Annotated in this window: 22 protein-coding genes; 10 read left to right on the top strand and 12 right to left on the bottom strand. The window is 72.6% G+C overall.

The window, feature by feature from the left end; translation table 11 throughout:
• Positions 1–63 precede the first annotated feature (63 nt).
• The 5 genes from TR48_RS31790 to TR48_RS31770 form a co-directional block, all read right to left on the bottom strand.
• Positions 64–1,137: a hypothetical protein gene (locus TR48_RS31790; protein ID WP_052443215.1), complete on the bottom strand. Its 1,074-nt coding sequence runs from the start codon at positions 1,135–1,137 to the stop codon at positions 64–66.
• Between the two features lie 107 nt (positions 1,138–1,244).
• Positions 1,245–1,916 carry a thioredoxin family protein gene (locus TR48_RS39430; protein ID WP_052443214.1) on the bottom strand — a complete coding sequence of 224 codons (672 nt, stop codon included), beginning with the start codon at positions 1,914–1,916 and terminating at the stop codon, positions 1,245–1,247.
• A gap of 111 nt (positions 1,917–2,027) precedes the next feature.
• Entirely contained in the window at positions 2,028–2,945 is a 918-nt protein-coding gene (locus TR48_RS31780; RefSeq protein WP_042373812.1) for an undecaprenyl-diphosphate phosphatase, read from the bottom strand.
• Positions 2,946–3,000: 55 nt separating this feature from the next.
• Positions 3,001–4,281 (bottom strand): hypothetical protein, encoded by a 1,281-nt coding sequence (locus TR48_RS31775; RefSeq protein ID WP_052443213.1) that lies wholly within the window; start codon positions 4,279–4,281, stop codon positions 3,001–3,003.
• Positions 4,282–4,468: 187 nt separating this feature from the next.
• Positions 4,469–5,749, bottom strand: coding sequence for an MFS transporter (locus tag TR48_RS31770; RefSeq protein ID WP_042373824.1), 1,281 nt, complete (start codon positions 5,747–5,749; stop codon positions 4,469–4,471).
• A 176-nt stretch (positions 5,750–5,925) separates the two neighbouring features.
• On the opposite strand from TR48_RS31770, the gene TR48_RS31765 reads away from it, so the two are divergent.
• Complete coding sequence (locus TR48_RS31765) at positions 5,926–6,507, top strand: MarR family winged helix-turn-helix transcriptional regulator (protein WP_042373811.1); 582 nt, start codon at positions 5,926–5,928, stop codon at positions 6,505–6,507.
• Between the two features lie 75 nt (positions 6,508–6,582).
• On the opposite strand, the gene TR48_RS31760 is transcribed toward TR48_RS31765, so the two are convergent.
• The gene (locus tag TR48_RS31760) at positions 6,583–7,536 is read right to left on the bottom strand and encodes an ABC transporter substrate-binding protein (protein ID WP_042373810.1); all 954 of its coding nucleotides are present in this window, start codon (positions 7,534–7,536) and stop codon (positions 6,583–6,585) included.
• Positions 7,537–7,889: 353 nt separating this feature from the next.
• Here TR48_RS31760 and TR48_RS31755 point away from each other — a divergent pair, with 353 nt between their 5' ends.
• From TR48_RS31755 to TR48_RS31740, 4 genes are read left to right on the top strand one after another with little or no spacing between them, the layout of a single operon-like run.
• Positions 7,890–10,241, top strand: a complete 2,352-nt coding sequence (locus TR48_RS31755; RefSeq protein WP_052443212.1) for an ATP-binding protein — start codon at positions 7,890–7,892, stop codon at positions 10,239–10,241.
• On the top strand, positions 10,238–10,678 hold the full coding sequence (locus TR48_RS31750; RefSeq protein WP_042373809.1) for a roadblock/LC7 domain-containing protein: 441 nt from the start codon (positions 10,238–10,240) through the stop codon (positions 10,676–10,678). The genes TR48_RS31755 and TR48_RS31750 overlap by 4 nt, the downstream gene beginning before the upstream one ends.
• Positions 10,679–10,728: 50 nt before the next feature.
• Complete coding sequence (locus tag TR48_RS31745) at positions 10,729–11,247, top strand: DUF742 domain-containing protein (protein WP_042373822.1); 519 nt, start codon at positions 10,729–10,731, stop codon at positions 11,245–11,247.
• Positions 11,248–11,290: 43 nt separating this feature from the next.
• Positions 11,291–11,821 (top strand): GTP-binding protein, encoded by a 531-nt coding sequence (locus TR48_RS31740; RefSeq protein ID WP_084724684.1) that lies wholly within the window; start codon positions 11,291–11,293, stop codon positions 11,819–11,821.
• A 28-nt stretch (positions 11,822–11,849) separates the two neighbouring features.
• On the opposite strand, the gene TR48_RS31735 is transcribed toward TR48_RS31740, so the two are convergent.
• The 3 genes from TR48_RS31735 to TR48_RS31725 are packed head-to-tail and all read right to left on the bottom strand — an operon-like array spanning position 11,850 to position 14,277.
• Positions 11,850–12,518, bottom strand: coding sequence for an ABC transporter permease (locus TR48_RS31735; protein ID WP_042373807.1), 669 nt, complete (start codon positions 12,516–12,518; stop codon positions 11,850–11,852).
• A complete protein-coding gene (locus tag TR48_RS31730) occupies positions 12,515–13,171 on the bottom strand; it encodes an ABC transporter permease (RefSeq protein WP_042373806.1) in 657 nt (218 codons plus the stop codon). The genes TR48_RS31735 and TR48_RS31730 overlap by 4 nt, the downstream gene beginning before the upstream one ends.
• Positions 13,168–14,277: an ABC transporter ATP-binding protein gene (locus TR48_RS31725; protein ID WP_174501758.1), complete on the bottom strand. Its 1,110-nt coding sequence runs from the start codon at positions 14,275–14,277 to the stop codon at positions 13,168–13,170. Before TR48_RS31725 ends, TR48_RS31730 begins: the two co-directional genes overlap by 4 nt.
• A gap of 397 nt (positions 14,278–14,674) precedes the next feature.
• On the opposite strand from TR48_RS31725, the gene TR48_RS31720 reads away from it, so the two are divergent.
• Genes TR48_RS31720 through crcB form a run of 4 tightly spaced genes read left to right on the top strand, consistent with a single transcriptional unit; the run spans position 14,675 to position 17,568 of the window.
• The gene (locus tag TR48_RS31720) at positions 14,675–16,348 is read left to right on the top strand and encodes an LCP family protein (protein ID WP_236652422.1); all 1,674 of its coding nucleotides are present in this window, start codon (positions 14,675–14,677) and stop codon (positions 16,346–16,348) included.
• A 22-nt stretch (positions 16,349–16,370) separates the two neighbouring features.
• Positions 16,371–16,871: a fluoride efflux transporter FluC gene (locus tag TR48_RS31715; protein ID WP_201777185.1), complete on the top strand. Its 501-nt coding sequence runs from the start codon at positions 16,371–16,373 to the stop codon at positions 16,869–16,871.
• Positions 16,871–17,200 (top strand): DUF190 domain-containing protein, encoded by a 330-nt coding sequence (locus TR48_RS31710; RefSeq protein WP_042373805.1) that lies wholly within the window; start codon positions 16,871–16,873, stop codon positions 17,198–17,200. The genes TR48_RS31715 and TR48_RS31710 overlap by 1 nt, the downstream gene beginning before the upstream one ends.
• Positions 17,200–17,568, top strand: coding sequence for a fluoride efflux transporter CrcB (gene crcB, locus TR48_RS31705; protein WP_042373804.1), 369 nt, complete (start codon positions 17,200–17,202; stop codon positions 17,566–17,568). Before TR48_RS31710 ends, crcB begins: the two co-directional genes overlap by 1 nt.
• Positions 17,569–17,605: 37 nt before the next feature.
• Here the strand turns inward: crcB and TR48_RS31700 are convergent, their stop codons facing one another.
• Together TR48_RS31700 and argS are read right to left on the bottom strand one after the other, a co-directional pair.
• Entirely contained in the window at positions 17,606–18,238 is a 633-nt protein-coding gene (locus tag TR48_RS31700; RefSeq protein ID WP_439654511.1) for a DedA family protein, read from the bottom strand.
• A 379-nt stretch (positions 18,239–18,617) separates the two neighbouring features.
• Positions 18,618–20,405 carry an arginine--tRNA ligase gene (gene argS, locus TR48_RS31695; RefSeq protein WP_042373803.1) on the bottom strand — a complete coding sequence of 596 codons (1,788 nt, stop codon included), beginning with the start codon at positions 20,403–20,405 and terminating at the stop codon, positions 18,618–18,620.
• 85 nt (positions 20,406–20,490) lie between these two features.
• On the opposite strand from argS, the gene TR48_RS31690 reads away from it, so the two are divergent.
• Positions 20,491–20,814: a cupin domain-containing protein gene (locus TR48_RS31690; RefSeq protein ID WP_042373802.1), complete on the top strand. Its 324-nt coding sequence runs from the start codon at positions 20,491–20,493 to the stop codon at positions 20,812–20,814.
• A gap of 37 nt (positions 20,815–20,851) precedes the next feature.
• Here the strand turns inward: TR48_RS31690 and TR48_RS31685 are convergent, their stop codons facing one another.
• Complete coding sequence (locus TR48_RS31685) at positions 20,852–23,044, bottom strand: prolyl oligopeptidase family serine peptidase (RefSeq protein WP_152628296.1); 2,193 nt, start codon at positions 23,042–23,044, stop codon at positions 20,852–20,854.
• Positions 23,045–23,238: the final 194 nt, after the last annotated feature.

Raw genomic sequence — 23,238 nt, 5'->3', positions numbered from 1 at the left:
ATACTAAAGCGGTCTGAATCCAAGTGTTTCCCGGGGTGCAGTTGGGACCACAGGGCCCGCCGCTCACGGAACGGCTGAGCTCTCGTTACCGAATCGGGCATGGCGGACAAAGGACCCGAGCAGGGACGCCATGACCTTCTGCAGCAGGCTGTAGGCCAGGATCGGCACCAGGACCGCGGGGTTGCCCGGGAGCCTGGTCGCGGCGACGACCGCGCCCGCACTGCTGTTGTTCATCCCGGACGCGTAGGCCAGCGCGATGGCGTCGGCGCGCGGCAGGCCGAGCCGGGCGGCCAGCACCCAGCCCGTCAGGAACGAGCCCCCGCACATCGCCGCGGCGGCGACGGCCGCCAGCAGCAGGAAGTCCGGATCGGGCCGCGCGACCACCTGTCCGAGCCCGCCGCAGGCGTTGGTGTAGCTGAGCAGCACGACCACGCCCAGGTTCCCCGCCTTGACCACCGGAACCGCGGCCGCGAGCAGCGCCGGGCGGCGTGCGCTCAGCAACCGCCCGAGAGCGAGGCCCAGGGCGCACGGCAGGACGACCGCGAGGACGGCGAAGACGACGCAGGCGTGCGCGGCCGCGGCGTGCAGATCAGCGGCGTAGGGGCCGGCGGCGAGGAAGCCGCCGAGGTGCAGGCCGAGCGGGATGGTCAGCGGACTGAGCAGGGTGCTGCCGATGACCAGCCCCAGCGTCAGCGTGGCGTTGCCCTCGCTGCCCTGGGCGAAGACGGTGGCGCCGGCCGCGACCGGCATCGCGCCGACCAGGACCAGCCCGACCAGCAGGCTCTGCGCCTCGCGCGGACTGTGCCAGCCGTCGGCGGCCACCGCGCCGAGGGCGAGCAGGACGGTGGGCAGCAGCGCGTTGGCGGCGATGCCGACAAGCAGCGCCCTGGGGTGCCGCAGCAGGGCGGCCAGGGCCTCCGTACGGGCGGTGAGGCCGGCGTTGAACACCATGGCAGCCAGCAGCCCGGCCTGGAGCGGCACGGCCGCGCCGCCGACGTGGAACGGCGTCACCGCGCGCAGCGCGAGGCCCGGTTCGGGCCAACCCACGGCGAAGGCGTAGGCGAGCAGCATGATCCAGAGCAGCCGCCGCTGGGCGGCCGCCGTCATGGTGGTCAGGAGCGCGAGAGGGTTCGTCATCGGACACCGCCTTCCGGGCGCGCGAGCGCCTGTGGCGACATCAGATCAGGTGCGTACCCGCACCATCCAGCAAAGCCGGGGCGTTTCATGACTTCGAGCGAATCTCGTCATGATCGGGAAGTGGGGTAGAGCCAGGCGACGAGGCGGCTCGCGACATCGTCCGAGGAGAGCTTGCGCGCGTTCGCGAAGCTGCCGTCCTGGGTGGTGGCCCGGACGGTGCCGTCGGGGTTGAGCACCACCAGCGCGGGGATGCCGCTGCGCTTGAGGTCGATCCAGCGTGCGGCCAGCGCGCCGTTGCGGTCGTAGTGCCCGATGTCGACGGTGACCAGGCGGTAGTCGCGCTGGAGGACGAGCCGCACGGCCGGGTCGGCGACCCGGCGGCCCAGCGCCTGGCAGTCGACGCACCAGTCGGCCCCGAACTCCACCAGCACCGGCCGCCCGTCCCGGCGGGACTGGGCCAGCGCCCCCGCGACGGCGGCGGAGGCGTCCACCCCGGGGGCGTAGTCCGTCGGCACCGGCGCGGGTGGGACCGGGGAGACGCTGACGAAGGGCTTCGCGTAGTGCGGCGCGAGCGCGACGCCGCCCCCGTCCACCCGCACGCAGCCCGTCAGCCCGAACGACAGCCCGAACGACAGCGCGAGGAGCAGCGCGCCGACCCGCGCGGGGAACGTCGCGCGGAGGCGGGCGGGCGGCGTCGGGGCAGCCGGGGCGGTCAGAGCGGGCGAAGCGGGCGGAGCGGGCGGAGCGGGCGGAGCGGTCGGGGCACGAAGTGGTCGCACGTGGTCCAGTGCAGCATCCGGCCGCCCGCCGAACGGGCCCGACGCGCCGTCACCGGCGCGCCACAGCCGACCCTCCGGCCCGGCCCGGCCGGCTCCGGTCCTACCGGGGTCCTACAGGGAGAGGTAGACAAGGCTGCCGGCGCCTGCGAGGAAGCAGTAGATCGCGAACGGCGTCAGCGTCTTGGTCTCGAAGTACTTGTCGAGGAAGCGCACCGCCACGTAGCCGGCTACGAAGGCGCAGATGCTGCCGACCAGCAGCTGGCCGTGGATGCCCGCGCCCTGCGCGCCCGCGAGCGAGGGAAGCTTCAGCAGGGCCGCGCCGCCGATCGCGGGGGTGGCCAGCAGGAAGGCGAAGCGGGCCGAGTCCTCGTGGCGCAGGCCCTTGAAGATGCCGGCGCTCATGGTCACGCCGGAGCGGCTGATACCCGGCAGCAGCGCCAGGATCTGCGCGGCGCCCACCCAGAGCGCGCTGGCCCAGCCGAGCTTGACGATGCGCCGGTCCGAGATGACATCGGGGTGCAGCTCCTCGTCGCCCGGCATCGAGCCGTCACCGGCCCGGCGGCGGCCGGTGCCGCCGCGCTTGAGCCGCTCGGCGAAGAAGAGCACGAAGCCGTTCAGCATCAGGAAGAACGCGGCCGGGATCGGCTTGCCCAGGTTCTCGCGGAAGACCTTGTCCAGCGCGATGCCCGCGACGCCGACCGGGATGGTCGCGACGATCAGCAGCCAGGCGAGCCGCTGGTTGACCGTCTCGATCCGCCGTTCCCGGATCGAGCTGAACAGCCCCTGCAGCACCCGCGCCCAGTCCTTGCGGAAGTAGACGACCAGCGCCACGGCGGTGGCGAGGTGCAGCCCGACCAGGACGCTGAGGTACGGCGACTGCTCGCCGGCGACGTTCAGGTCGTCCGAGTACGGCTTGCCGAGCAGTGCGGGTATCAGGATGCTGTGGCCGAGGCTGGAGACCGGAAACAACTCGGTGACGCCCTGCAGCAGGCCGACGCCGATCGCTTCGGGATAGGTGAGCACGGACATCGGTATGGCGACCTTGGGCTGCTGGAGGGACGGGACGTCAAGCAGCCCGAAATTACTACAAGCGTGTAGACGCCAAGCCCTGGGATGACGGGTGTTCATTCACCCGTCGAGTGAAGTTCACCGTGGCGAGCCAGAGCGGGAGTCCGACGATCACCGGCAGCCAGATCGGCGTCATCAGCCGGTCCGCCTCGTACGTCAGTGGATGGGCCACGACGGACGCGATCCCGGTGACCGCGCAGCCCGCCGCGTAGGCGGCGACCGGTCCCGGCGCGCGCCGCAGCCCGAGCGCTCCGAGCAGCAGCGCCAGAGGCAGCACCGGCGTCGTCGCGGTGCCCTGCGCCCACTGCCACCACATGCGCAGGTTCAGCACCCCGAGCCGGGCGCCCGCGTCGGGCGCGAGGGGCCGGGTGAAGTGCGCCGAGAAGAGGTCGTCGAGGCTCACCGCGAGCGAGGGCAGGCGCAACGTCGCGGTCGCGGCGGCGAGCCCCGCGAGCGCGGCCAGCGAGACCGCGCCGACCACCACCGCGCCTCCCCCTCGCGCTCCGGCCCGGTCCCCGCGACGGCGCAGCGCCAGGCAGACGGCCGAGCCCAGCGCCGTGACGAGCGCGAGCGGCAGCACCTCGGCGTACCGGACGAGGCCGAGGGCAAGGTAGGCGGCGGCGAGCAGCGAGCCTCCGGCCCACAGCCGTGGTCGCCGCCGCTCGCAGCAGAGCGCCACCGCGAGCAGACCCGTCGTCAGACACAGCAGTGCCGCCCCCTCGGAGAGCGGCCGCACGCCGTACGCGCCGGTGGGACAGAGATAGCAGAGCAGTTGCCCGACCGCCGCGACGAGCCTGCGCGCGGCCGGGAGGACGACGCGGAGCGTCGCGAAGACGAGCGTGCCGGCGAGGCCCGTCAGCAGCACCGAGGTGACCCGCAGCCCGGTCGGTCCGCCGAGGAGCGCGACAGCGGGCGCCGCGAGCAGCGGGTAGCCGGGCCGAGTGGAGAAGATCCGCGTGTAGCGCGGGTCGTTCGGCGGCAGCACTGTCGCACCGAGCCGCGCCCGGCAGGCGGCGGCCTCGGCCGCGACGGGCGCGGGCGCGGGGAAGGAGGCGGCAGCGGGCAGGACCAGTCGTCCTCGAAGCTCCGCCCGCGCCGACTCGGCGCAGTAGTCGGCGTCGGCAGCGCGCTGCGCCGCGACGGCGGGTTGGCCCGCGTACTCACGGGCCAGCAGGTCGTAGCGGTAGCTGTCGTTGCTGAAGCTGCTCGCCGGGAGGGCGAAGACCTGGAGCAGGACGAAGAGGAGGAGCAGCAGCGCGGGCAGCGCGGCAGTGTTCGTCCTCAGCTCCCGGATCACTTCCCGAGGCTCGCACCCGGCTCGCGGCCCGGCACCCCGGGAGCAGGCGGCTTCGCCCGTTCAGGTGCAAGAAAGAGGCTCCCCGGCCGAAGACCGGGGAGCCAGGACCGCGCCGTCACACCGCCGCGCCGTCACGGCGTGACACTGTGACGCCGTCGCGCTGTCAGACCCTCGCGCCGTCAGACCGTCACGCGGCCGTGGCGAGCTCCGCGGTGTGCGGGGAGCCGGCGACCACCGCACTGCGGACCGGTGCGGCGTTGTCCGCGACAGCGGGCAGCACCCGGCGCAGCCGCCAGGCCACGACCGTGATGGCGACGCAGAACAGGGCGAGCGCGGCGAGGTAGAGCGTCGACAGTCCGGCGCCCACCAGGAGCACGCCCAGCGCGGGCCCGAGCGCGATAGCCACCTGCTTGACCAGTGCGAAGGCCGCGTTGTACGTGCCGAGCAGGCGCGCCGGGGCGAGGTCGGCGACGATCGGGCCGAGGGTCGGCGCGAGCAGCGCCTCGCCGACGCCGAACAGGGCGTACGTCATCATCATCGAGCCGATCGCGGCGAACGAGCCGCCGTGGAAGAGGCCCGCCACGCCCGCGAAGATCCAGGCGGCCAGCCAGACGATGCCGGTCGCCGCGATGGCGGTGGTGCGGCGGCGTCGCGCGGTGATGCGGACGACGAACATCTGCAGCAGCACGATCGCGAAGGTGTTCACGCCGAGGCCGATGCCGAGCGCGGACGGCGAGATGCCGACGGTGCTGGTCGCGTACGCGGCCACACCGCTCTCGAACTGGCCGTAGCAGGCGAAGAAGATCAGCCCGGCCAGGACGGAGAGCTTCACCATCGCCCGATCGCCCAGCAGCGTCCGGAAGTCCGAACCGCCGGCCTTGCGGGCCGGGGCGTCCAGGGTGTCCGGGGCCGCGGCCGGGAGCCGGACGGTGCCGGTCACGGCGGCGAGAACCAGGAACATCAGCGCCTCGATCGAGAAGAGCAGCGTGAGGCTGCCCGGCCGGGAGACGTCGACGATCTGGCCGCCGAGCATGGCGCCGATGCCCATGCCCAGGTTGACCAGGGTGAACTGCAGCGCGAAGGCGTGCGCCCGGGTCGCCCGGGTGGAGGCGCGGACCACCATGGTGGCCAGTGCCGGCTGGGTGGTGGTGACACCCGCGCCGAAGAGGAAGGCCGCGACCAGGATCGTCCAGTGCGTGGTGGCCAGCCCGAAGCTGAGCGCGCCGAGGGCGGTCAACACGGCTCCGGCGACCAGCACCGGGCGCGGCCCGAAGCGGTCGATGCCACGACCGCCCAGCGGCAGCACCACCAGCGCGGCGGCGGCGAACAGCGTGAAGACCAGCCACGCGGTCATCGAACCCAGACCGCGCACCTTCTCCACGTACACGAACATGTAAGGAAGGGTGAACCCGCTGCCGAAGGCGCTCAGGGCGTTCCCCACCTGGACGCGGCGCAGCGCCCCCCGCATCGTCGTCTCCCTCGTGATCGCCATCTCGCACACCGCCCTTCTCATCCGCACTCAAGCCGTCTCTTGAGCCGTCTTCTTGCGACCCTGTCTTCGTATCGAACGAAAGACTACACTATTAAAGTCTTCAGATGGCAACTTTTAATCCCGCAAGGCTTGAGCGTGAGATACTGGCTGCCATGACAGAGTCGTCGCAGGAGCCCGGCCAGGAGCCGCACGAGCTCGCGATCAGCGAGCAGGTCGCGGTCTACCAGCGCGAGTTCCCCAATGTGGATCCGCAGGTCGAGACGATCGTCTCGACCCTCAGCCGCTTGGTCCGGCGCATGACCGTCGCCTACGGACGGCACCTCAACGACCTCGGCATCTCCTCCGCGGACTGGGAGGTCCTCAAGGCGCTGATCGTCGCCGGGGCCCCCTACCGGCTCGGGCCGGGCGAGCTGGCCAAGCGGATCGGGCTGACGCCGGCGGCGATGACGCACCGCGTCGACCGGATGGCCACCGCCGGGCTGGTCACCCGCAGCCGGGACGAGAGCAACCGGGTGCGCGTCAACATCGAGCTGACCGAGCTGGGCCGCGAGAAGTGGCTGGAGTCCATGCGCATGGCCGCCGTCTTCGAGGAGAGCCTGCTGCAGGACGCCGGCGCCGAGGAGCGCTCGGAGCTGGCCGGCGCACTGGAGCGGATGCTGCGCCGCGTCGAGGACAACCAGCCCGACGCCCAGGGCCGCACCGAGGACCTGATCGGCGACGGCGACGGGCACTGACAGCGAGCAGGCCGACGCAACGAGAGGGGCGCGGCACCGTCGAAACGGTGCCGCGCCCCTCTCGGCGTCCAGGCGTCAGGAGAGCCCGTTGGCCTTGAGCCAGGCGTCCGCGACCGCGCCCGGGTCCGCGCCCTGGGCGCCCACCTGGGCGTCCAACTGCATCAGGTTGTCGGTGGTGAGCTTGGACGAGACGTTGTTGAGGACGGTGACGGCCCCGGCCGGCAGCGACTTGTTCGCCAGCGGCACCACGTTCTGGAAGCCGAACAGGCCCTTGTCGTCGACGAGGGTCACCCAGCCGTTCTTCTGGATCAGGGAGTCGGTGGTGAAGATGTCGGCGATCTGGACGTTGCCGTTCTGCAGCGCCGTCTCGGTCAGCGTGCCGCCGGCGTCCAGGGCCTTGTAGCTCTTGAAGGTCAGACCGTAGGTGTCCTTCAGCCCCACCAGGCCCTGCTCGCGGGTCTGGAACTCCGGGGAGGCGCCGATGACGAGCGAGCTCGCGTCCTTGCTCAGCGAGCTGATGGTCGAGGTCGCGGTCAGGTTCAGCTGCTTCGCGGTGGCGGCGTTGACCGTCAGCGAGTCCTTGTCCTCGGCCGCGGAGGGGTTGAGCAGCTGCAGCGTCGGGCTCAGCTTGGCGGCGGTCTTGGCGTCGGTGTCGGCGGTGCTGGTCCCGACCGCCTTCTGGTCGAGATAGGCGAGCAGCGCGCCGTTGTACTCCGGCATCAGGGTGACCGCGCCGTTCTTCATCAGCCCGTAGGAGATCTCACGGCTGCCGATGTTCGGGTGGTACTTCACCTGGAAGCCCTTGGCCGCGAGGGCGTGGCCGTAGATGTCGGCCAGGATCGTGCTCTCGGAGAAGTTGTTGCTGCCGACGGTGATGACGCCGCCGCCCGTGCTCGCCGAGGGCGCCAGCGGGTTTCCGGCGGTCGAGCTGGACGAGCCGCAGGCGGAGAGGGCGACGGCGGCCGCGGCGGCCACCACGACAGCGGCCGAACGGGTACGGGTGGAGCGGGAGGCGAGGAAGAAGGTCACGGTTCCAATCCGGCTTCTGCTGTGGTCGCTGTGCTCGGTCGTGGGCTCGTCGGGTGTCGTTCGGGCGTGGTTCACCCAGGCCACAGATGATCAAATCCGCTGTGACGCAGGTGAGTCAACGGATATTTGGTCACGATCGACCTCCTGGGACCGAACGATGGTGTACCGCCCCGCACGAAAACTGGAAGTCCGAGGGCCTCGTTGTCGCGCAATATTCACAGTCGCCTCTGACAAACGGACCGCTCAACCGGTAGTCTCGCCGCGGTCACGGGTTCGGGGGGCGGGCTCAGGTTCGACCCGCCGCCGGATGCACCGTCAACACTCAGGAAGCACAGGGACATTAGGAGATCCTCTTGTCCTCCCTGGACACCTTGGCCGACCGGCTCGGACGACGTCTCACCCGGCTGCCGTTCCGGCGCAAGCTCAACACGCTGATCGCCGCCCCGCTCGTCGTCATCACCCTGCTCGGCACGGTGGCCATGGCGGGCCAGGTCAACCAGGCCCAGTCCGCGGCGACCGAGGCCGGCCTGCTCGGCAACAGCGCCACCGTCGCCCGCCTCGTCGACGACATCCAGCGCGAGCAGGCGCAGGCGATCCTCGCCTACGAGAGCTACTGGAGCACCACGGCCGGCGTCGGCAGGAACCCGGCCGACCGCGCCGCCTACGCGGCCGCGCAGCACGCCACGGACGCCCAGGCGGCCGCCGTCCGACGGGCTTTCGGCAGCGCGATGCCGGCGGAGCTGGACACCGCGCTGCAGAGACTGGGGCCGTACGGGCTCGGCCTGGCTCGCCAGGCCGTCGCCTCCGGCCTCCTCCCGACCGAGAACATCGACGCCGCCTACGGCGACGTCTCCGAGGGCCTGATCGACGGCCTCGGCCTCACCGCACAGCAGCACAGCCAGAGCGCCGCGCGCCTCGCGGACCAGCTCGACGTGCTGCTCCGGGCCGACTCGGCCCACGCGCAGTTCGAGACGTCCGTCGTCTCCGCGCTCACCAGGGACTCCGACGCCGTCGTCCAGTTCGGTGTGGCGGAGAGCAGCTACCAGCTCTACAAGGCCCAGCAGGCCCGCTTCGCCGCGGTCGCGCCGGCCGACCGGTCCAGCGCTCTCTACGAGATCGACTTCGGCCCGGACGAGCTGCAACTCGAGTCGACGCTCAGCGACCTGGCGCAGAACATCTCGGCCGTGGCCAACCCCACCGCAGCGCAACTGCGCGCCGCAGGCAAGGCGGCGCAGGCGCTGGAGCCGGCGGCCGACCGGGAGTCCCAGCAGCGGGCCGGCGTCATCAGCAGGCTGATCCCGCAGATCGCCGCCGAGGCCCGGCGCGACTCGAGCCGCTCCTGGTGGCGGGCGAGCCTGCTGCTCGTCCTCGCCGTCGTCCTCTTCCTCGGCTGGGTGCTGCTGCTCACGCTCATCCGCCGCTCGATCGTCGGTCCGCTGCAGCAGGTGACCGAGGCCGCGCGGCGCGTCTCCGAGCTCTCCGCCCAGGAGTTGGCGCGCGTCGCGGACGAGGACACCCCCGCAGCCGACGGCCCCCCGCAGCTGGAGGACCTGCCGATCCTGGCGAGCGACGAGATCGGCGAGCTGGCCAGGGCGTTCAACCAGGTGCAGGCCACCGCCGGCGCGCTGTTGGAGCGGCAGGCGCAGAGCCGCCGCAACATCGCGGAGATGTTCGGCAACATCGGACGCCGGGTCGCCAACCTGACGGGACGTCAACTGGGGCTGATCGACGCGGTGGAGCGCGGGGAGACCGACCCCGCGCTGCTCGAACAGCTCTACCGGATCGACCACATCGCGGTGCGTCTGCAGCGCAACGCCGACTCCCTGATGCTGCTGGCCGGCCTGCGGGACACCGAACTCGACGGTCGCCCGGCCGAACTGAGTCACGTCGTCCGGGCCGCGCTGGGCCAGATCGAGGGCTTCGAGCGGGTCCGGCTGCTGGCCGACGTCGACGCGACCGTGGCGCCGGACCTCGTCAACGACCTCGTCCTGGTGCTGGCGGAACTGCTGGAGAACGCGGTCTCCTTCTCCCCCGCGCACAGCGAGGTCGCCGTGACGCTGCGGGAGCGTCACGGCCAGGCGGTGCTGGAGATCGTCGACCACGGTCTCGGCATGAGCGCGGAACGGCTCCTCGAGGAGAACGCCCGGCTGGTCCGCCGCGAGCGCCTGGACCTGGCGCCCACCAGAGTGCTCGGCCTCTTCGTCGTCGGCGTGCTCGCCCGCCGCTGGGACCTCAGGGTCACCCTGTCGCACACCCCTGGCGGCGGTGTGACCTGCGACGTCGCCCTGCCCGCCGATCTGGTCACCCCGGGCGCGACGCTCGCGGGCCTCACCTGGTCCGCGGTCGCGGCGCCCGCGCTCGCGCCCTCCCCCGCGCGTCTGAAGGCGGCGATTCCGGCTCCGGAGCCGGCCCCCGCCCTCGCGTCCGCCGGCGCCCGCACCCACGGCGACGGGAACGAGACCGGCGCCGACGGCGTCCAGGCGAGCGGGGGGCTGAAGCGACGGGTGCGCGGGGCGACCCTGCGCGAGGACCGAGGCGGCGCCGTCCACTTCGCGGCCCGCCCCGCGGATCCGGACGAAGTGCGCTCCGCCCTGGAGGAGTTCGAAGCCGCGGTCAGCCGCGCCGAGCGCGACAGCAGTATCGGTTCCACCAGCACCAACGGCACGACCAGCACCCCTGAGAGAACGGAAGGAGTGGGACAGTGACGACCGATCCCACCGTGCAGGACCTGCAAGGCGCCGCGGCGGACTTCACCTGGCTGCTGGGCCGCTTCGCCGGGGAGACCGCCGGCGTCGTCGACGCCATCGCCGTCTCCTCCGACGGCCTCCTGATCGCCGTCTCCAGGCTCCGCGACCACGCCGACTCCGAGCGGCTGGCCGCGATCGTCTCCGGCATCACCAGCCTGGCGGCGGGCGCCTCCGGCAACTACGGCCTGGGCGGCCTGAACAAGGTCATCATCGACCTGGAGGGCGGCCACCTGCTGGTCAGTTCGATCGGCAACGGCTGCGTGCTCGGCGTGGTGACCTCCAAGGAGGCCAAGCTGGGCAACATCGCCTACGAGATGACCCTCTTCGCCAACCGCGCCGGGGCCGCGCTCAGCCCGCAGCTGATCATGGAGCTGAAGAACGGCGTCGGCGCGTGAGCGGCTCCGACGACACCTCCGGAAGACGCGGCGAGGGGGTCGTCCGGCCGCTGCGGCCCTACGTCGACCCGCCGGAGGAGGACGAGCCCGCGACCGGCTCCGCCTCCGCGCCCGTCGACGCCTCGGCACCGGGAACCGCGGCGTCGGCAACCGCGGCGGCGGCCGGGCCGGGACCCGTCGGCGAGCCCGTCCGGCGCAGCCTCTCCGTCCGGCCGTTCCTGGTCACCGCGGGACGGACGACCGACGCGGACCGGCTCCCGCTGGAGACCCAGGTCGTCACCACGGCGGCGGGCCTCGACGCGCTGCCGTCGCTCACCTTCGAACAGCACGACATCGTCGCGGCCTGCCGCGAACCGCTGTCGCTCGCGGAGCTCGCGGCCCGGCTGCAGCACCACCTCAACGTGGTGCGGGTGCTCGCCGGTGACCTGCGCTCCGCCGGACACCTGACCGTCCACGCTCCCCAGGCCGACGCCGCCCACGACCTCTCCGTCCTGCGACGGGTGATCGACGGGCTCCGCGCCGTCCCCGACTCGCGAGGTCTCACGCGTGACAACAACCGCCCTGCCTAACCCCTCCGCGTCCGGTGCGGGCCGCCCGCCGCTGCCGGTCAAGATGGTCATCGCGGGCGGCTTCGGCGTGGGCAAGACCACGACCGTCGCCTCCATCTCCGAGATCGACCCGCTGACGACGGAAGCCTCCATCACGGAGGTCGCCGCGGGCGTCGACGACCTGACGCACACTCCGCACAAGACCACCACCACGGTGGCGATGGACTTCGGCGTCATCACCCTCGACCCGACCCTGAAGCTGTACCTGTTCGGCACTCCCGGCCAGGACCGGTTCGGGTTCATGTGGGACGACCTGGTCGCAGGCGCGCTCGGTGGCCTGGTGATCGTGGACACCCGGCGGCTGGACGACTGCTTCGCGGCGGTCGACTACTTCGAGAACAAGGGCCTGCCCTTCGCCGTCGGCATCAACGTCTTCGACGGCAACCTCGACCACGACCTCGACGAGGTCCGCTGGGCGCTCGACATCCCGGACTCCGTGCCGCTGGTCCTCTTCGACGCGCGGGAGCGCGGCAGCGTCCGCGACGCGTTGCTGGTGGTGCTCGAACTGGCGCTCCAGCGCGCCGAGGAGGAGTAGCCACGGCGCGACGGGGCGCGGGGGCCGGCTACCGGCCGCGGCGCACCCCGGGCGAGACCAGGAGCCTGTCCAGCAGCCAGAAGAGCCCCAGGGTGGCCAGCGCCAGCGCCGCGACCAGCACGGCGCCGCCCACGACCTTGGCGTAGTCGACCTGGCTGAGGCCGTCGACGATGTAGCGGCCGAGGCCGCCGAAGGAGACGTAGGCGGCGATCGTCGCGGTCGAGACGATCTGGATGGCGCCCGAGCGGATCCCGCTCAGGATCAGCGGCAGCGCCACCGGCAGCTCGACCTGGGCGAGAACGCGCCACCAGGGCAGGCCGACGCCGCGTGCCGCGTCGACCAGCGAGGGGTCGACGCCGCGCATCGCCTCGTAGGTGGTGACCAGGATCGGCGGGACGGCGAGGGCGACGAGGGGAACCATCACCGGCGTCAGGCCCAGGCCCATCAGGATGGTGAGCAGGACCAGCAGGCCGAAGGACGGCAGCGCGCGGGCGGCCGTCGCCAGCACGGCCAGGGCGTTGCCGCCGCGGCCGGTGTGACCGGTGACCAGGCCGACGGGCAGCGCGATCACCAGGGCGATCAGCAGGGCCAGCGCGCTGTACTGGACGTGTTCCAGCATGCGGGTGGGGATGCCGTCGGCGCCGGACCAGCGGCCGGGGGCGTCGAAGAACTGCTGGGCGTAGCCGAAGATGTTCACTTGGCCGTGGCCTTCCTCGCCCAGGGCGTCAGCAGCCGCCGGGCCAGCACGAGCAGGGTGTCCAGCAGCACGCCGATGACGGCGATGGAGAGCACCGCGTCCCAGGCGAGGAGCGGGCGGTGGTAGTTGAGGGCGTCGGAGAGCAGGTTGCCGAGCGCGCCCTCGTTGCCGATCAGCATGCCGACGCTGACCAGGCTGACGCTGGAGACGGTGGCGACGCGCAGGCCCGCGAAGACGGCGGGGACGGCGATCGGGAGCTCCACCTGGAAGTAGCGGCGCAGCGTGCCGAAGCCCATGGCCTCCGCGGCCGCACGGGTGTCCTCGGAGACCGAGCGCATGCCGTCGACGATGGCCGGCACGAGCACGACCAGGGTGTAGAGGGTCAGCGGGATCTCGACGGTGAGGTCGCTCTCGCCGAACCAGTCGATCAGGAACACGAAGAGGGCCAGCGAGGGGACCGCGTAGAAGACGGTGGAGACGCCCAGGACCGGCGGGTAGATCCAGCCGAAGCGGCGGCAGAACAGGGCGATCGGCAGCGCGATCACCAGCCCGCACAGGACGGGGACGAGCGTCAGCTGCAGCTGCCAGCCGACCAGACCCCACCAGGTGTTCTGCAGGTCGCTCGGGACCTCGAAGAATCCTCCGTGGCTCACCGCAGCACGTCCGCCGTGTGGGCGCTGCGTATCGCGGCGGCGACGGCCTCCTGGGCGGCGACCCCGACGGCGCGGCCCTGCTCGTCGACGGCGACGGCCCAGCCCGTGGGCGAGAGCACCGCGGAGTCGAGCGCGGCCCGCAGCGAGTCGCGGCCGATCGTGAACGCGTGGCCGTAGGGCAGCAGTTCGCCCGCCCCGCCGGTGGCCAGGTCGAGCGCGTCGGCCCAGCCGCGCGGGCGGCCCTCGGCGTCGGTGACCAGGACGAAGGGGGTCTCCGCGAGGGTGGCGGCGCGGACCTGCTCGGCCGTGGCGTCCTCGGCGACGATCGGCTCGGTGCTCAGCTCCAGCCCCTCAGTGCCGAAGAAGGACAGGTGGCGGATGCCGCGGTCGACACCGAGGAAGTCCTCCACGAACGCGTCGGCGGGCGCGGAGAGCAGCTGGGCGGGCGGCGCGTACTGGGCCAGGCGCCCTCCCTCGCGCAGCACCGCGACCATGTCGCCGAGCTTGATGGCCTCGTCGATGTCGTGGGTGACGAAGACCACGGTCTTGCCCAGATCAGCCTGGATGCGCAGCAGTTCGTCCTGGAGGCCCTTGCGGACGATCGGGTCGACGGCGGAGAACGGCTCGTCCATCAGCAGCACCGGCGGGTCCGCGGCCAGGGCGCGGGCGACGCCGACGCGCTGCTGCTGACCACCGGAGAGCTGGTAGGGGTAGCGCTTGGCGAAGGAGGCGTCCAGACCGACGCGCTCCATCAGCTCCCTCGCCCGGTCGCGCGCCTTGTTCTTGTCCCAGCCGAGCAGGCGCGGGACGGTGGCGATGTTGTCGACCACGCTGCGGTGCGGGAAGAGCCCTGCGTGCTGGATGACGTAACCCATGGAACGGCGCAGCGCGTTGACCGGGGCCTCGCGCACGTCCCGGCCGTCCAGCAGGATCCGGCCCTCGGTGGGCTCGACCATCCGGTTGATCATGCGCAGGGTGGTGGTCTTGCCACAGCCGGAGGGGCCTACCAGCACCGTGATCGAGCCGTCGGGGATCTCCAGTGTGAGCCGGTCGACCGCGGTGGTCCCGTCGGGATACCGCTTGGTCACGGCGTCGATCACTATCAAGGTGTGCAGCGCCCTTCGGGCCTCGGCCGGTCCGACGACCGGTGGGGGTACCCCCGGCCGAAGGCTGGGAGAGGATGACCGGTTCTGTGACAACGACCACCCATCTTCGTGGGGTGTCAGCAGGGGCGTCAATGCGCGCAGAGGAAGTGCACAGGACCTCTACGTACACGTGCGGCATGTGTTCGCGCTGGCCACGGGGGCGATCAGGCCGCGCGGGCACAAGGATGCTCCCCGGATGTGACCCCCGCCGTTCCATTTGTGATCAGAGCTGTGGCAGAGTCGCCCCTTATACCCATCAAAACGGGAGTCGAACCCGCCTCCCAGGGATCGCCCAGCGGGGATTGCTACAGTGCCCCACCCCGGGGGTGGACCGAAGCTCGCCGCAGAGGATGTGACCGTGACCGCAAACCGCGCCGCAGGACAGGGCCGACGCCGGGCAGGCTCCTCCATAGCCGACGGCGGGACCACGGGCGACAGCGACGGCTCAGGCGGCTCCACGGCTCTCGGAGGCCGCGCCGCGGCGCGGCGCGGCCGGAAGAAATCCGGCGGCAGCAAGCACAAGGGCCTCAAGATCGCCGGTGCGATCGTGCTCTCCCTGGCGGTGATCGGGGCCGCCGGCACCTACTACGTGGTGCACTCCCTGGACGGCAACATCACCTCGTCCGACCTCTGCTCCGGCGCCACCTGCAGCAGCAAGGAGAAGGTCGACGCCTTCGGGCGCAGCCCGATCAACATCCTGCTGATCGGCTCCGACGAGCGCGACAGCCAGGCCGACTGCAACCTGGGCGGCGACTGCGGGAGCCCCGGCGCCCGCGCCGACGTCGAGATGGTGCTGCACGTCTCCGCGGACCGCTCCAACGCGACGGTGATGAGCGTCCCGCGCGACCTGGAGGCCACCATCCCGCAGTGCGACTCCGTCAAGGGCTCGCCGAGCCAGCCGGCCCACACCGACATGATCAACGCCGCGCTCAACTGGGGCCCGGGCTGCAGCGTCGCGGCGGTGCAACAGCTGACCGGCATCCACATCGACCACTTCATGAAGGTCGACTTCGGCGGCGTGGTCGCCATGTCGGACGCGGTGGGCGGCGTCAACGTCTGCGTCGACAAGAACGTCTACGACCCGTACTCGCACCTCAAGCTGGCCGCCGGCCCGCACACCCTCAAGGGCGTCTCCGCCCTGGAGTTCGTCCGCACCCGGCACGGCTTCGGCGACGGCGGCGACCTCGGGCGCACCTTCGCGCAGCACCTGTTCATCTCGGACATGGTGAAGAAGATGAAGAGCGCCGGCACGCTCACCGACATCCCCGCGATGTACAGCCTGGCCCAGGCCGCCACCAAGGCGCTGACCGTGGACACCGGTCTGAGCAGCGTCTTCAAGCTCGCCGGTCTCGGCCAGGAGCTGAGCGGCATCTCCATGGACAACATCACGTTCCTGACCATGCAGACGCTGCCCGACCCCGCGAACAGCGCCCGCCTGGTCGTCGGCCCGGGCGCCCGGTCGCTGTTCGACTCTATCGCCAACGACCAGTCGCTCAGCGAGATCAAGAGCAAGAGCAAGGGCGGCGCCTCCCCCTCCGCGACCGCCAGCCCGGTCAACAAGGCGGACGTGGCGGTGAAGGTCGAGAACGGCACCGGCATCAGCGGCCGCGCCGGCGCGATCAGCCAGAAGCTGATCGGTGACGGCTTCAGCCAGAACACCGTCGCCCTCAGCGGCCCCTCGACCTCGACCACGACCCTCACCTACCCGGCCGGCAAGTCCGCGGAGGCGCAGGCCGTCGCCAAGGACCTGGGCCTGAAGTCCTCGGCGGTCAAGCAGAGCAGCGTCAGCAGCTCGATCGTGCTGCTGATCGGCTCCGACTGGTCCAGCGGCAGCGCCTTCCCGGGCGGCAGCGCCGCGCCGGCGCCGGCCAACACCAAGGCGGCGCTGACCGACGCGCACGCGCAGACCGCCAACCAGAACAGCTGCGCCCAGGTGAGCACCTTCGACACCGTCTCCCTGCCGGGATACGGCGGCATGACCCCGACCCGGGCCTACGCGCTCAGCCCGAAGGTGCCGAACTCGGCCCCCTGACGGGCACGGATACGCTTGTCGCGTGACCAGGGACGGCGTGACCAGGGACGGGCAGGGCGGTTGGCGGACCGCGAGACGGGACCTCGACATCGTCGCCGTCATCGCGGTCGGCGGCGGGATCGGCAGCATCGCCCGCTACGGCCTGGCGCGCGGCATCCCGACGCCCGCCGGGGGTTTCCCCTGGGCGACGCTGATCACCAACGTGACCGGGTGCGCTGTGCTGGGCGGCCTCATGTACCTGGTCCTCGAGGTCTGGCCGCCGTCGCGCTACCGCCGTCCCTTCCTGGGCGTCGGCATCTGCGGCGGCTACACGACCTTCTCGACCGCGATGCTGGAGACCCGCGGGCTGCTCGGCGGCGGTCACCTCGGCACGGCAGGCCTGTACCTGCTGGCGAGCGTCGTGCTCGGGCTCCTCGCCGTCTTCGGCGGCGCGGCCCTGACCCGGACGCTGCCGCGCGCCCGCCGTCGCGGTGGGCCGGTCGCGGAACCGGAGCCCGTGCCGAGTACGGAAGGGCAGCGCTGATGACGTCCGAACCCGAGGTCCGGCTGCGGATGACCGTCTACCTGCGCGAGAGCGGGAAGTGGCACCACCGGCCCGTCTATTCCGAGATCGTCCACCGCGCCCACGCGGCGGGGCTCGCCGGGGCGGCCGTTTTCCGCGGCATCGAGGGTTACGGCCGTCACGGCCGCGTCCACACCACCCGGCTGCTGGACCTCGCCGAGGACCTGCCGATCGCCGTCGTCGTGGTCGACGAGGAGGCCCGCGTGCGGGCGTTCGTCCCCCAGGTGCGCGAGGTGCTCGGCGAGGGCAACGGCCTGATCACCCTGGACCGCGTGGAGGTCGTGCTCTGATGGCGGTCCTGCTGGTCTTCGTGGGCGGCATGCTGGGCGCCCCGCTGCGCTACCTCACCGACCGCGCGGTGCAGTCGCGGCACGACAGCCTCTTCCCGTGGGGCACGTTCACGGTCAACGTGGTCGGCTCCTTCGTCCTCGGCATGATCGCCGCGGGCGTGGCCCGGGAGGGCTGGCCGACCGACGTGTCCCTCTTCGTCGGGACGGGTGTCTGCGGCGGCCTGACCACGTTCTCGACCTTCGGCTACGAGACGGTGCGGCTGCTCGACGCCGGGGCGTTGCGCTTCGCGGCGCTGAACGTGCTCGGTTCGCTCGCGGCGGGCCTCACCGCCGCGGCGGCGGGCTGGGCGTTGGTCACCGCGCTGTAGCTCCCGGTCGCGGACCGCTCGGCCGGGGCCGCCCGGGCTACGACTTCCGGCGCCGCTCGAGCAGCACCGGCAGGAACGACACCAGCACCACCAGGGCCACCAGCGGCAGCAGGTAGTTGTCCACGCCCGGGATGGCCGCGCCCAGCCAGTAGCCGAGCAGGACCAGCGACTGCGACCACACGACGCCGCCCGCCACCTGCCACACCGTGAAGGTCCTGGTCGGGACCTGCAGGACCCCGGCGACCGGACCGAGAACGGTGCGGACCAGCGGGATGAACCGCCCGATGAAGATCGCCTTGCGCTGCCCGTAGCGGGCCAGCAGCTCCTCGCCGTGGGCCACCGTGGACTTCAGGCGCGCGCTCCTGGAGCGCGCGAGCATGGCCACACCGCCCCGGCGGCCGATGAGGAAGCCCAGCTGACTGCCGAGGCAGGTACCCACCGCTGCGCCGAGGAGCACCTGCCACAGCGCCAGGCTCGTGCCCCCGTGCGCGGCGGGCGCCGCGCACAGGACGCCGGCGGGGAACAGCAGGGTGTCCCCGGGCAGGAAGAAGCCGACGATCAGCAGGCCTGATTCGGCGAACGTCACGACCAGCACGGCGAGCGCGCCGAACGCGGACAGCAGCGAGGACCCGTTCATCGGGTTCACCGCTGCGAGCAGGTGGGTCAACACAACTGCACCGTAGCCTGGAGAGGTATGAGGTTCATCAGCCCATGGTCGCGATCGGCCCTAGGCCCGGATGAGGGAAAAGTCATCCTCACGGAGTAGACGTCCGTCGTTATCCACAGTATCCGGCGCGTTAGGGTTCGGCCCTGTGGATAACTATGCGGCCGCACGAGGGTCCTGCCGTCCCGCGAGCGGCCCCGGCGCCCGTCACGGGCCCACTGAAAGGCCGCTCACAGGTTCGCTCAACTCGCCTGTTATGCAATGAAACTGACGGCTCGACATATCCGTTTGGCCACAGGGCGCACAGTGCGTCGGCACCGCCCCTCGTGGCGAACATCCGTCTCTGCCAAGAGGGATGAAGTTATCCCCAGGTGCCTGGAGGCCACTACAGCTGCGGCGGAGCCTCGATCCCCAGCAGGCCCATCCCCAGCTCCAGCGTCCGCGCGCTGAGCGCGCAGAGCAGCAGCCGGTTCCGCCGGACCCCCTCGTCCTCGGCCATCAGTACCGGGCAGTGCTCCCAGAACCCCGAGAAAGCCGTGGCCAGAGCGTGCAGGTAGGCGCAGAGCCGGTGCGGCTCACACGTCTCCGCGACGGCGGCGACCGCGGCGCCGAACTCGTCCAGCAGCAGTCCGAGCGCCCGCTCGGCGGGCTCCAAGGGGAGCCCGCACGCCACGGCGCCCGGCTCGCCGCCCCGACCGGCCTCAGCGGCCTTCCGCAGCACCGAGCGCATCCGGGCATGGGCGTACTGGAGGTAGGTCGCCGTGTCGCCGGTGAGCGAGAGCATCCGGTCCGGGTCGAAGACGTAGTCCTTGATCCGGTTGTTGGAAAGGTCCGCGTACTTGAGCGCGCCCACGCCGACCTGCCGCGCCCGGGTGGCCAGCTCCTGCCCGGTCAGCCCGGGGTTCTTGGCGGCGACGATCTCCGCCGCCTTCGCCGTGGCCTGGTCGAGCAGCTCCTGCAGCGCGACCGTGTCACCCGACCGGGTCCGGAACGGCCGCCCGTCGGCGCCGAGCACCATGCCGAAGGGGAGGTGCCGCGCCGTCACCCCCTCCGGCAGCCAGCCCGCCCGCCGCGCCGTCGCGAAGACCTGCGCGAAGTGCCGCGCCTGCCGCGCGTCCACCAGGTAGAGCAGCCGCCGCGCCCCCAGGCCGCCCACCCGCTCCCGGACCGCCGCCAGGTCGGTCGCCGCGTAGCCGTAACCGCCGTCGCCCTTCCGCACGATCAGCGGCGCGCCGCCGTCGCCCCGGCCCTCGCCCTCGCCCTCGCCCTCGCCCTCGCCCTCGGGGAAGACGCAGAGGGCGCCCTGCGACGCGACCGCGATGCCCGCCGCCTCCAGGTCCGCGCAGACCTGCGGCAGCTTCGGGTTGTAGTGGCTCTCGCCGACCGCGTCGGACTCCTGGAGCAGCACCCCGAGCTGGGCGTAGATCTCCTGGAAGTGCCGCTGGGACACCGCCACCAGCTCCCGCCACTCCGCCAGTGTCCGCTCGTCCCCGGCCTGCAGGGCGACGACCCGCAGCCGGGCCCGCTCGGCGAAGTCCGCCTCCGCGTCGAACCGCGCCCGCGCCCGCCGGTACGCCGCCCCGAGCGCGTGGATGTCCTGTGGGGTCTCCCCCTCCTCGAAGAGCTGCTCGATGAGCATGCCGAAGGAGGTGCCCCAGTCGCCGACGTGGTTCCGCCGGACCACGGTCTCCCCGGTGAACGCGAACACCCGGGCCAGCGCGTCGCCGATCACCGTCGACCGCACGTGGCCGACGTGCATCTCCTTGGCGACGTTGGGCGAACTGAAATCGACGACGGTCACGCCGGGCGCGGCGATCAGCGGCACCCCGAGCCGCGGATCGGCCACCCGCGCGGCCAGGTTCTCCAGCAGGGCCCGGTCGGTGACGTCGATGTTGAGGAAGCCCGGCCCCGAGGCCGCGCAGTGCGCGACCACATCCAGCTCCGCGACCCGCGCGGCGACCTCGGCCGCGAGAGCGGCCGGATTCGTCCCCCGCGCCTTGGCCAGCGGCAGCACGCCGTTGGCCTGGAAGTCCGCCCGGTCACTCCGCCGCAGCAGGGGCTCCGCCCCGCCCAGCGCGCTCGCGACGCGACGCTCCACCACGACCGCGAGCGACTCGACGGGCGCGTGGACGGCGGCGGGCGCGCACTGCGGCGCGGCTGCTGTGGTGGTCATGCGGCATTCTCGCCGGACAGCGGACCTCCCGGCACCTGGTTTACCTCGCCGTGCGGACACAAGGCGCCGCCCCCACACTGATCCCATGGACGAACTCACCCTCGTCGCCCGCGGCCAGCTCGAGCAGGCGCGGCAGTCGCCCAACGGGCGGGCCGCGCGCCTGCTGCTGCATCTGAACATGCTGCGCCAGTCCCTCATCGCGCTGACCCAGGGGTCCGTGATGGGTGAGCACGAGTCCCCGCACGCCGCCAGCGTGCTGGTGCTGGCCGGGAGCGTGCAGATCAGCACGGAGTCCGGCGCGATGGTCTCCCTCGCCGCGGGCGAACTCGCCGAGGTGCCCCAGGAGCGGCACGACCTGATGGCCCTGAGCGACGCGGTCGTCCTGCTGACCACCGTCACCGGCGTCTGACCGGCCCCGCCTCGCCCACCCGGCCGTCCTCGGTCCCTCAGTCCTTCAGCCGCAGCGCCCGCCGCAGGAAGTCCAGCTGGTGCAGGATCAGGTTCTCGGCGACGGCCTGCTGCGTCACCCGGTGGCCCGCGCCGCTCAGCGGCAGGACCTCGTGCGGGCGGCCCGCCGCCAGCAGGGCCTGGGAGAGTCGCAGTGTGCTGACGGGGAAGACGTTGTCGTCGCCCAGACCGTGCATCAGCAGCAGCGGGCGGCGCAGCTTCGGCGCGTCGCGCAGGATGTCGCAGGCGGCGTAGGCCTCGGGTGAGCTGTCCGGGTGGCCGAGGAACCGCTCGCGCCAGTGCGTGTCGTAGAGCAGCTGGTCGGTCACGCCGGCGCCGGCCACCGCCGCGTGGAAGACGTCCGGGCGGCGCAGCACCGCGACCTCGGCGAGCGAGCCGCTGTAGGACCAGCCGCGGATGGCGACCCGCTCCAGGTCCAGCCCGTACTCCGGGTGCGTCTCGGCGACGGCGTGCAGCGCGTCGATCTGGTCGCGCAGCGGGCCGGCGAAGACGTCGCCGTGAACCTCGCGCTCCCAGCGCGGGCCGCGGCCGGGCGTGCCCACCCCGTCGACGACCAGCACGACGAAGCCCTGCTCGGCGAACCACTGCGACAGGTGCGTCGCCCAGCCGCCGCCCGCGGTGACCCGCTGCATCGCCGGACCGGCGTAGGGGTCCAGCAGGACCGGCAGCCGGGAGCCCGGGGTGTGCCAGGACGGCAGGTGCACGGCCGTGCAGAGCCGCCGCTCGCCGACCCGGAGCAGCGTCCGCCGCAGCGGGACGAGCGGCGTCTCGGAGAGGTCGGCAAGATCGCCCGGACGGACCAGAGCGCCGCCGCGCAGCACGCCGTCGTGCACGCCCGGCTCCGCGCTGAGCTGCTCCGGCGTGCCGTCCGGGACACCGACGCGCCACAGGTGCGTCGAGAAGGGGTCGCTCTCGGACGTCGCGGTGAACAGGACGTCGTCGCCGTCGACGCCGAGCACCTCGCGCAGGTTGAGGCCGGGCGGGGTCAGCGGCTCGCCGTCGGCGGCCAGGTGCCGGGTGTCGCCGACGTCCAGGTGGGTCAGCAGCGCGCCGGATGCGGTCCGGACCGGCAGGCCGCGCACGAGCTGGACCCACGCCTCGTCGTGCTGCTCGGCCAGCAGCCGCGTCGCGCCGGCGGCCGGATCGACGCCGAGGACGCGCACGGTCCGCTGATCGCGACTCTGCACGGAGGCGAACGGGCCGTGCGCGTCCCAGCCGGCGCTGGTCAGGTACTCGAAGGCGGCCCGGTCCCAGGCCACCTCGGTCCAGTCTCCCTCGGCCTCGGGCCGAGGGTGCTCCCGTCGGACGGCGTCCACGATGCCCAGCCGCACGTCCGCGTTGGCCGTCCCGACGGACGCGTACCGGACGGCGCGGGGCGGCACGGCCGGGTTCGCCGGATCCGCGACGTACCAGACGGCGACGGGCTCCTCGTCGATCCGGGCGACGAGGAGCCGCTGGCCGTCGGGCGACCACCAGTAGCCGCAGGGGCGGGACATCGACTCCCGGGCGACATGCTCGGACACGCCGTAGCGGACCTCGGGCCCGTCGCCCGGCCCCGGCGCGGCCACGGCCCGGTCGTCGCTCCCGGCCAGGTCGACGACCCGCAGCGCGCGGCCGTCCAGGTACGCGATCCGCCTGCCGGTCGGATCCGGCCGCGGATCCGACACCGGCCCATGGACGCCGTGCACGGGCCGTACGACGTCCGGCGCGGACGGGCCGGTCCCGAGGTCGGCGAGCCACAGCCGCCCGGCCCGCACAAAGGCGACCCGGCGGCCGGCGGCGTCCGTCCCGTAGGCGGTGACGGCCCCGTCGGCGCCGTCGACGACGACCCGCTCCTCCCCGGTGGCGAGCTCGCGCGCCCACAGGCAGGTCCGCGCGTCCGCGCCGTCGCGACCGCGCAGGAACAGCACGGTCGCGCCGTCGGCGGTGACGGCGAGCTGGGCGGGCGCGCCGAGGGTGAAGCGGCGCGTCCGCGCGAGCTGACGCGGCAGCGAGTCCGGGGTGGCCTGCCCGGCGTCGGCGGCGGATGCGGAGTCGGCGGCCTGCCAGGCGTCAGCGGCGGATGCGGTGGGTGCGGCGTCGGCGGCCGACGCCGCATCAGCGGTGGGCGCGGTGGGCGCGGGGACGGGGTCCGGGTCGGATGCGGGCGGGAAGGATGCGGAGGAGGCCATGCGGCGCAGCCTGACACAGCCTCACCTGTCCTGGCCCGACCTTTCCGGCCCTCGGCGGCTAGCCGTTCGGGTCGGTCGCCGCGTCCGAATCGGCGGCCGCGGCCGCGGACTGTGCAGCGTCGACCTTCGCCTGCTCCTGCTGGAGCGTGGCGGTCGTCGCCGCGGAGGGCGCCGCGGCGGGGGCGGACGTGCCC

The sequence above is a fragment of the Streptacidiphilus neutrinimicus genome, assembly GCF_000787815.1.
Taxonomy (GTDB): Bacteria; Actinomycetota; Actinomycetes; order Streptomycetales; family Streptomycetaceae; genus Streptacidiphilus; species Streptacidiphilus neutrinimicus.
Note: the sequence above shows the minus strand (reverse complement) of the source record. Positions and strands in the feature narration are given on the sequence as shown.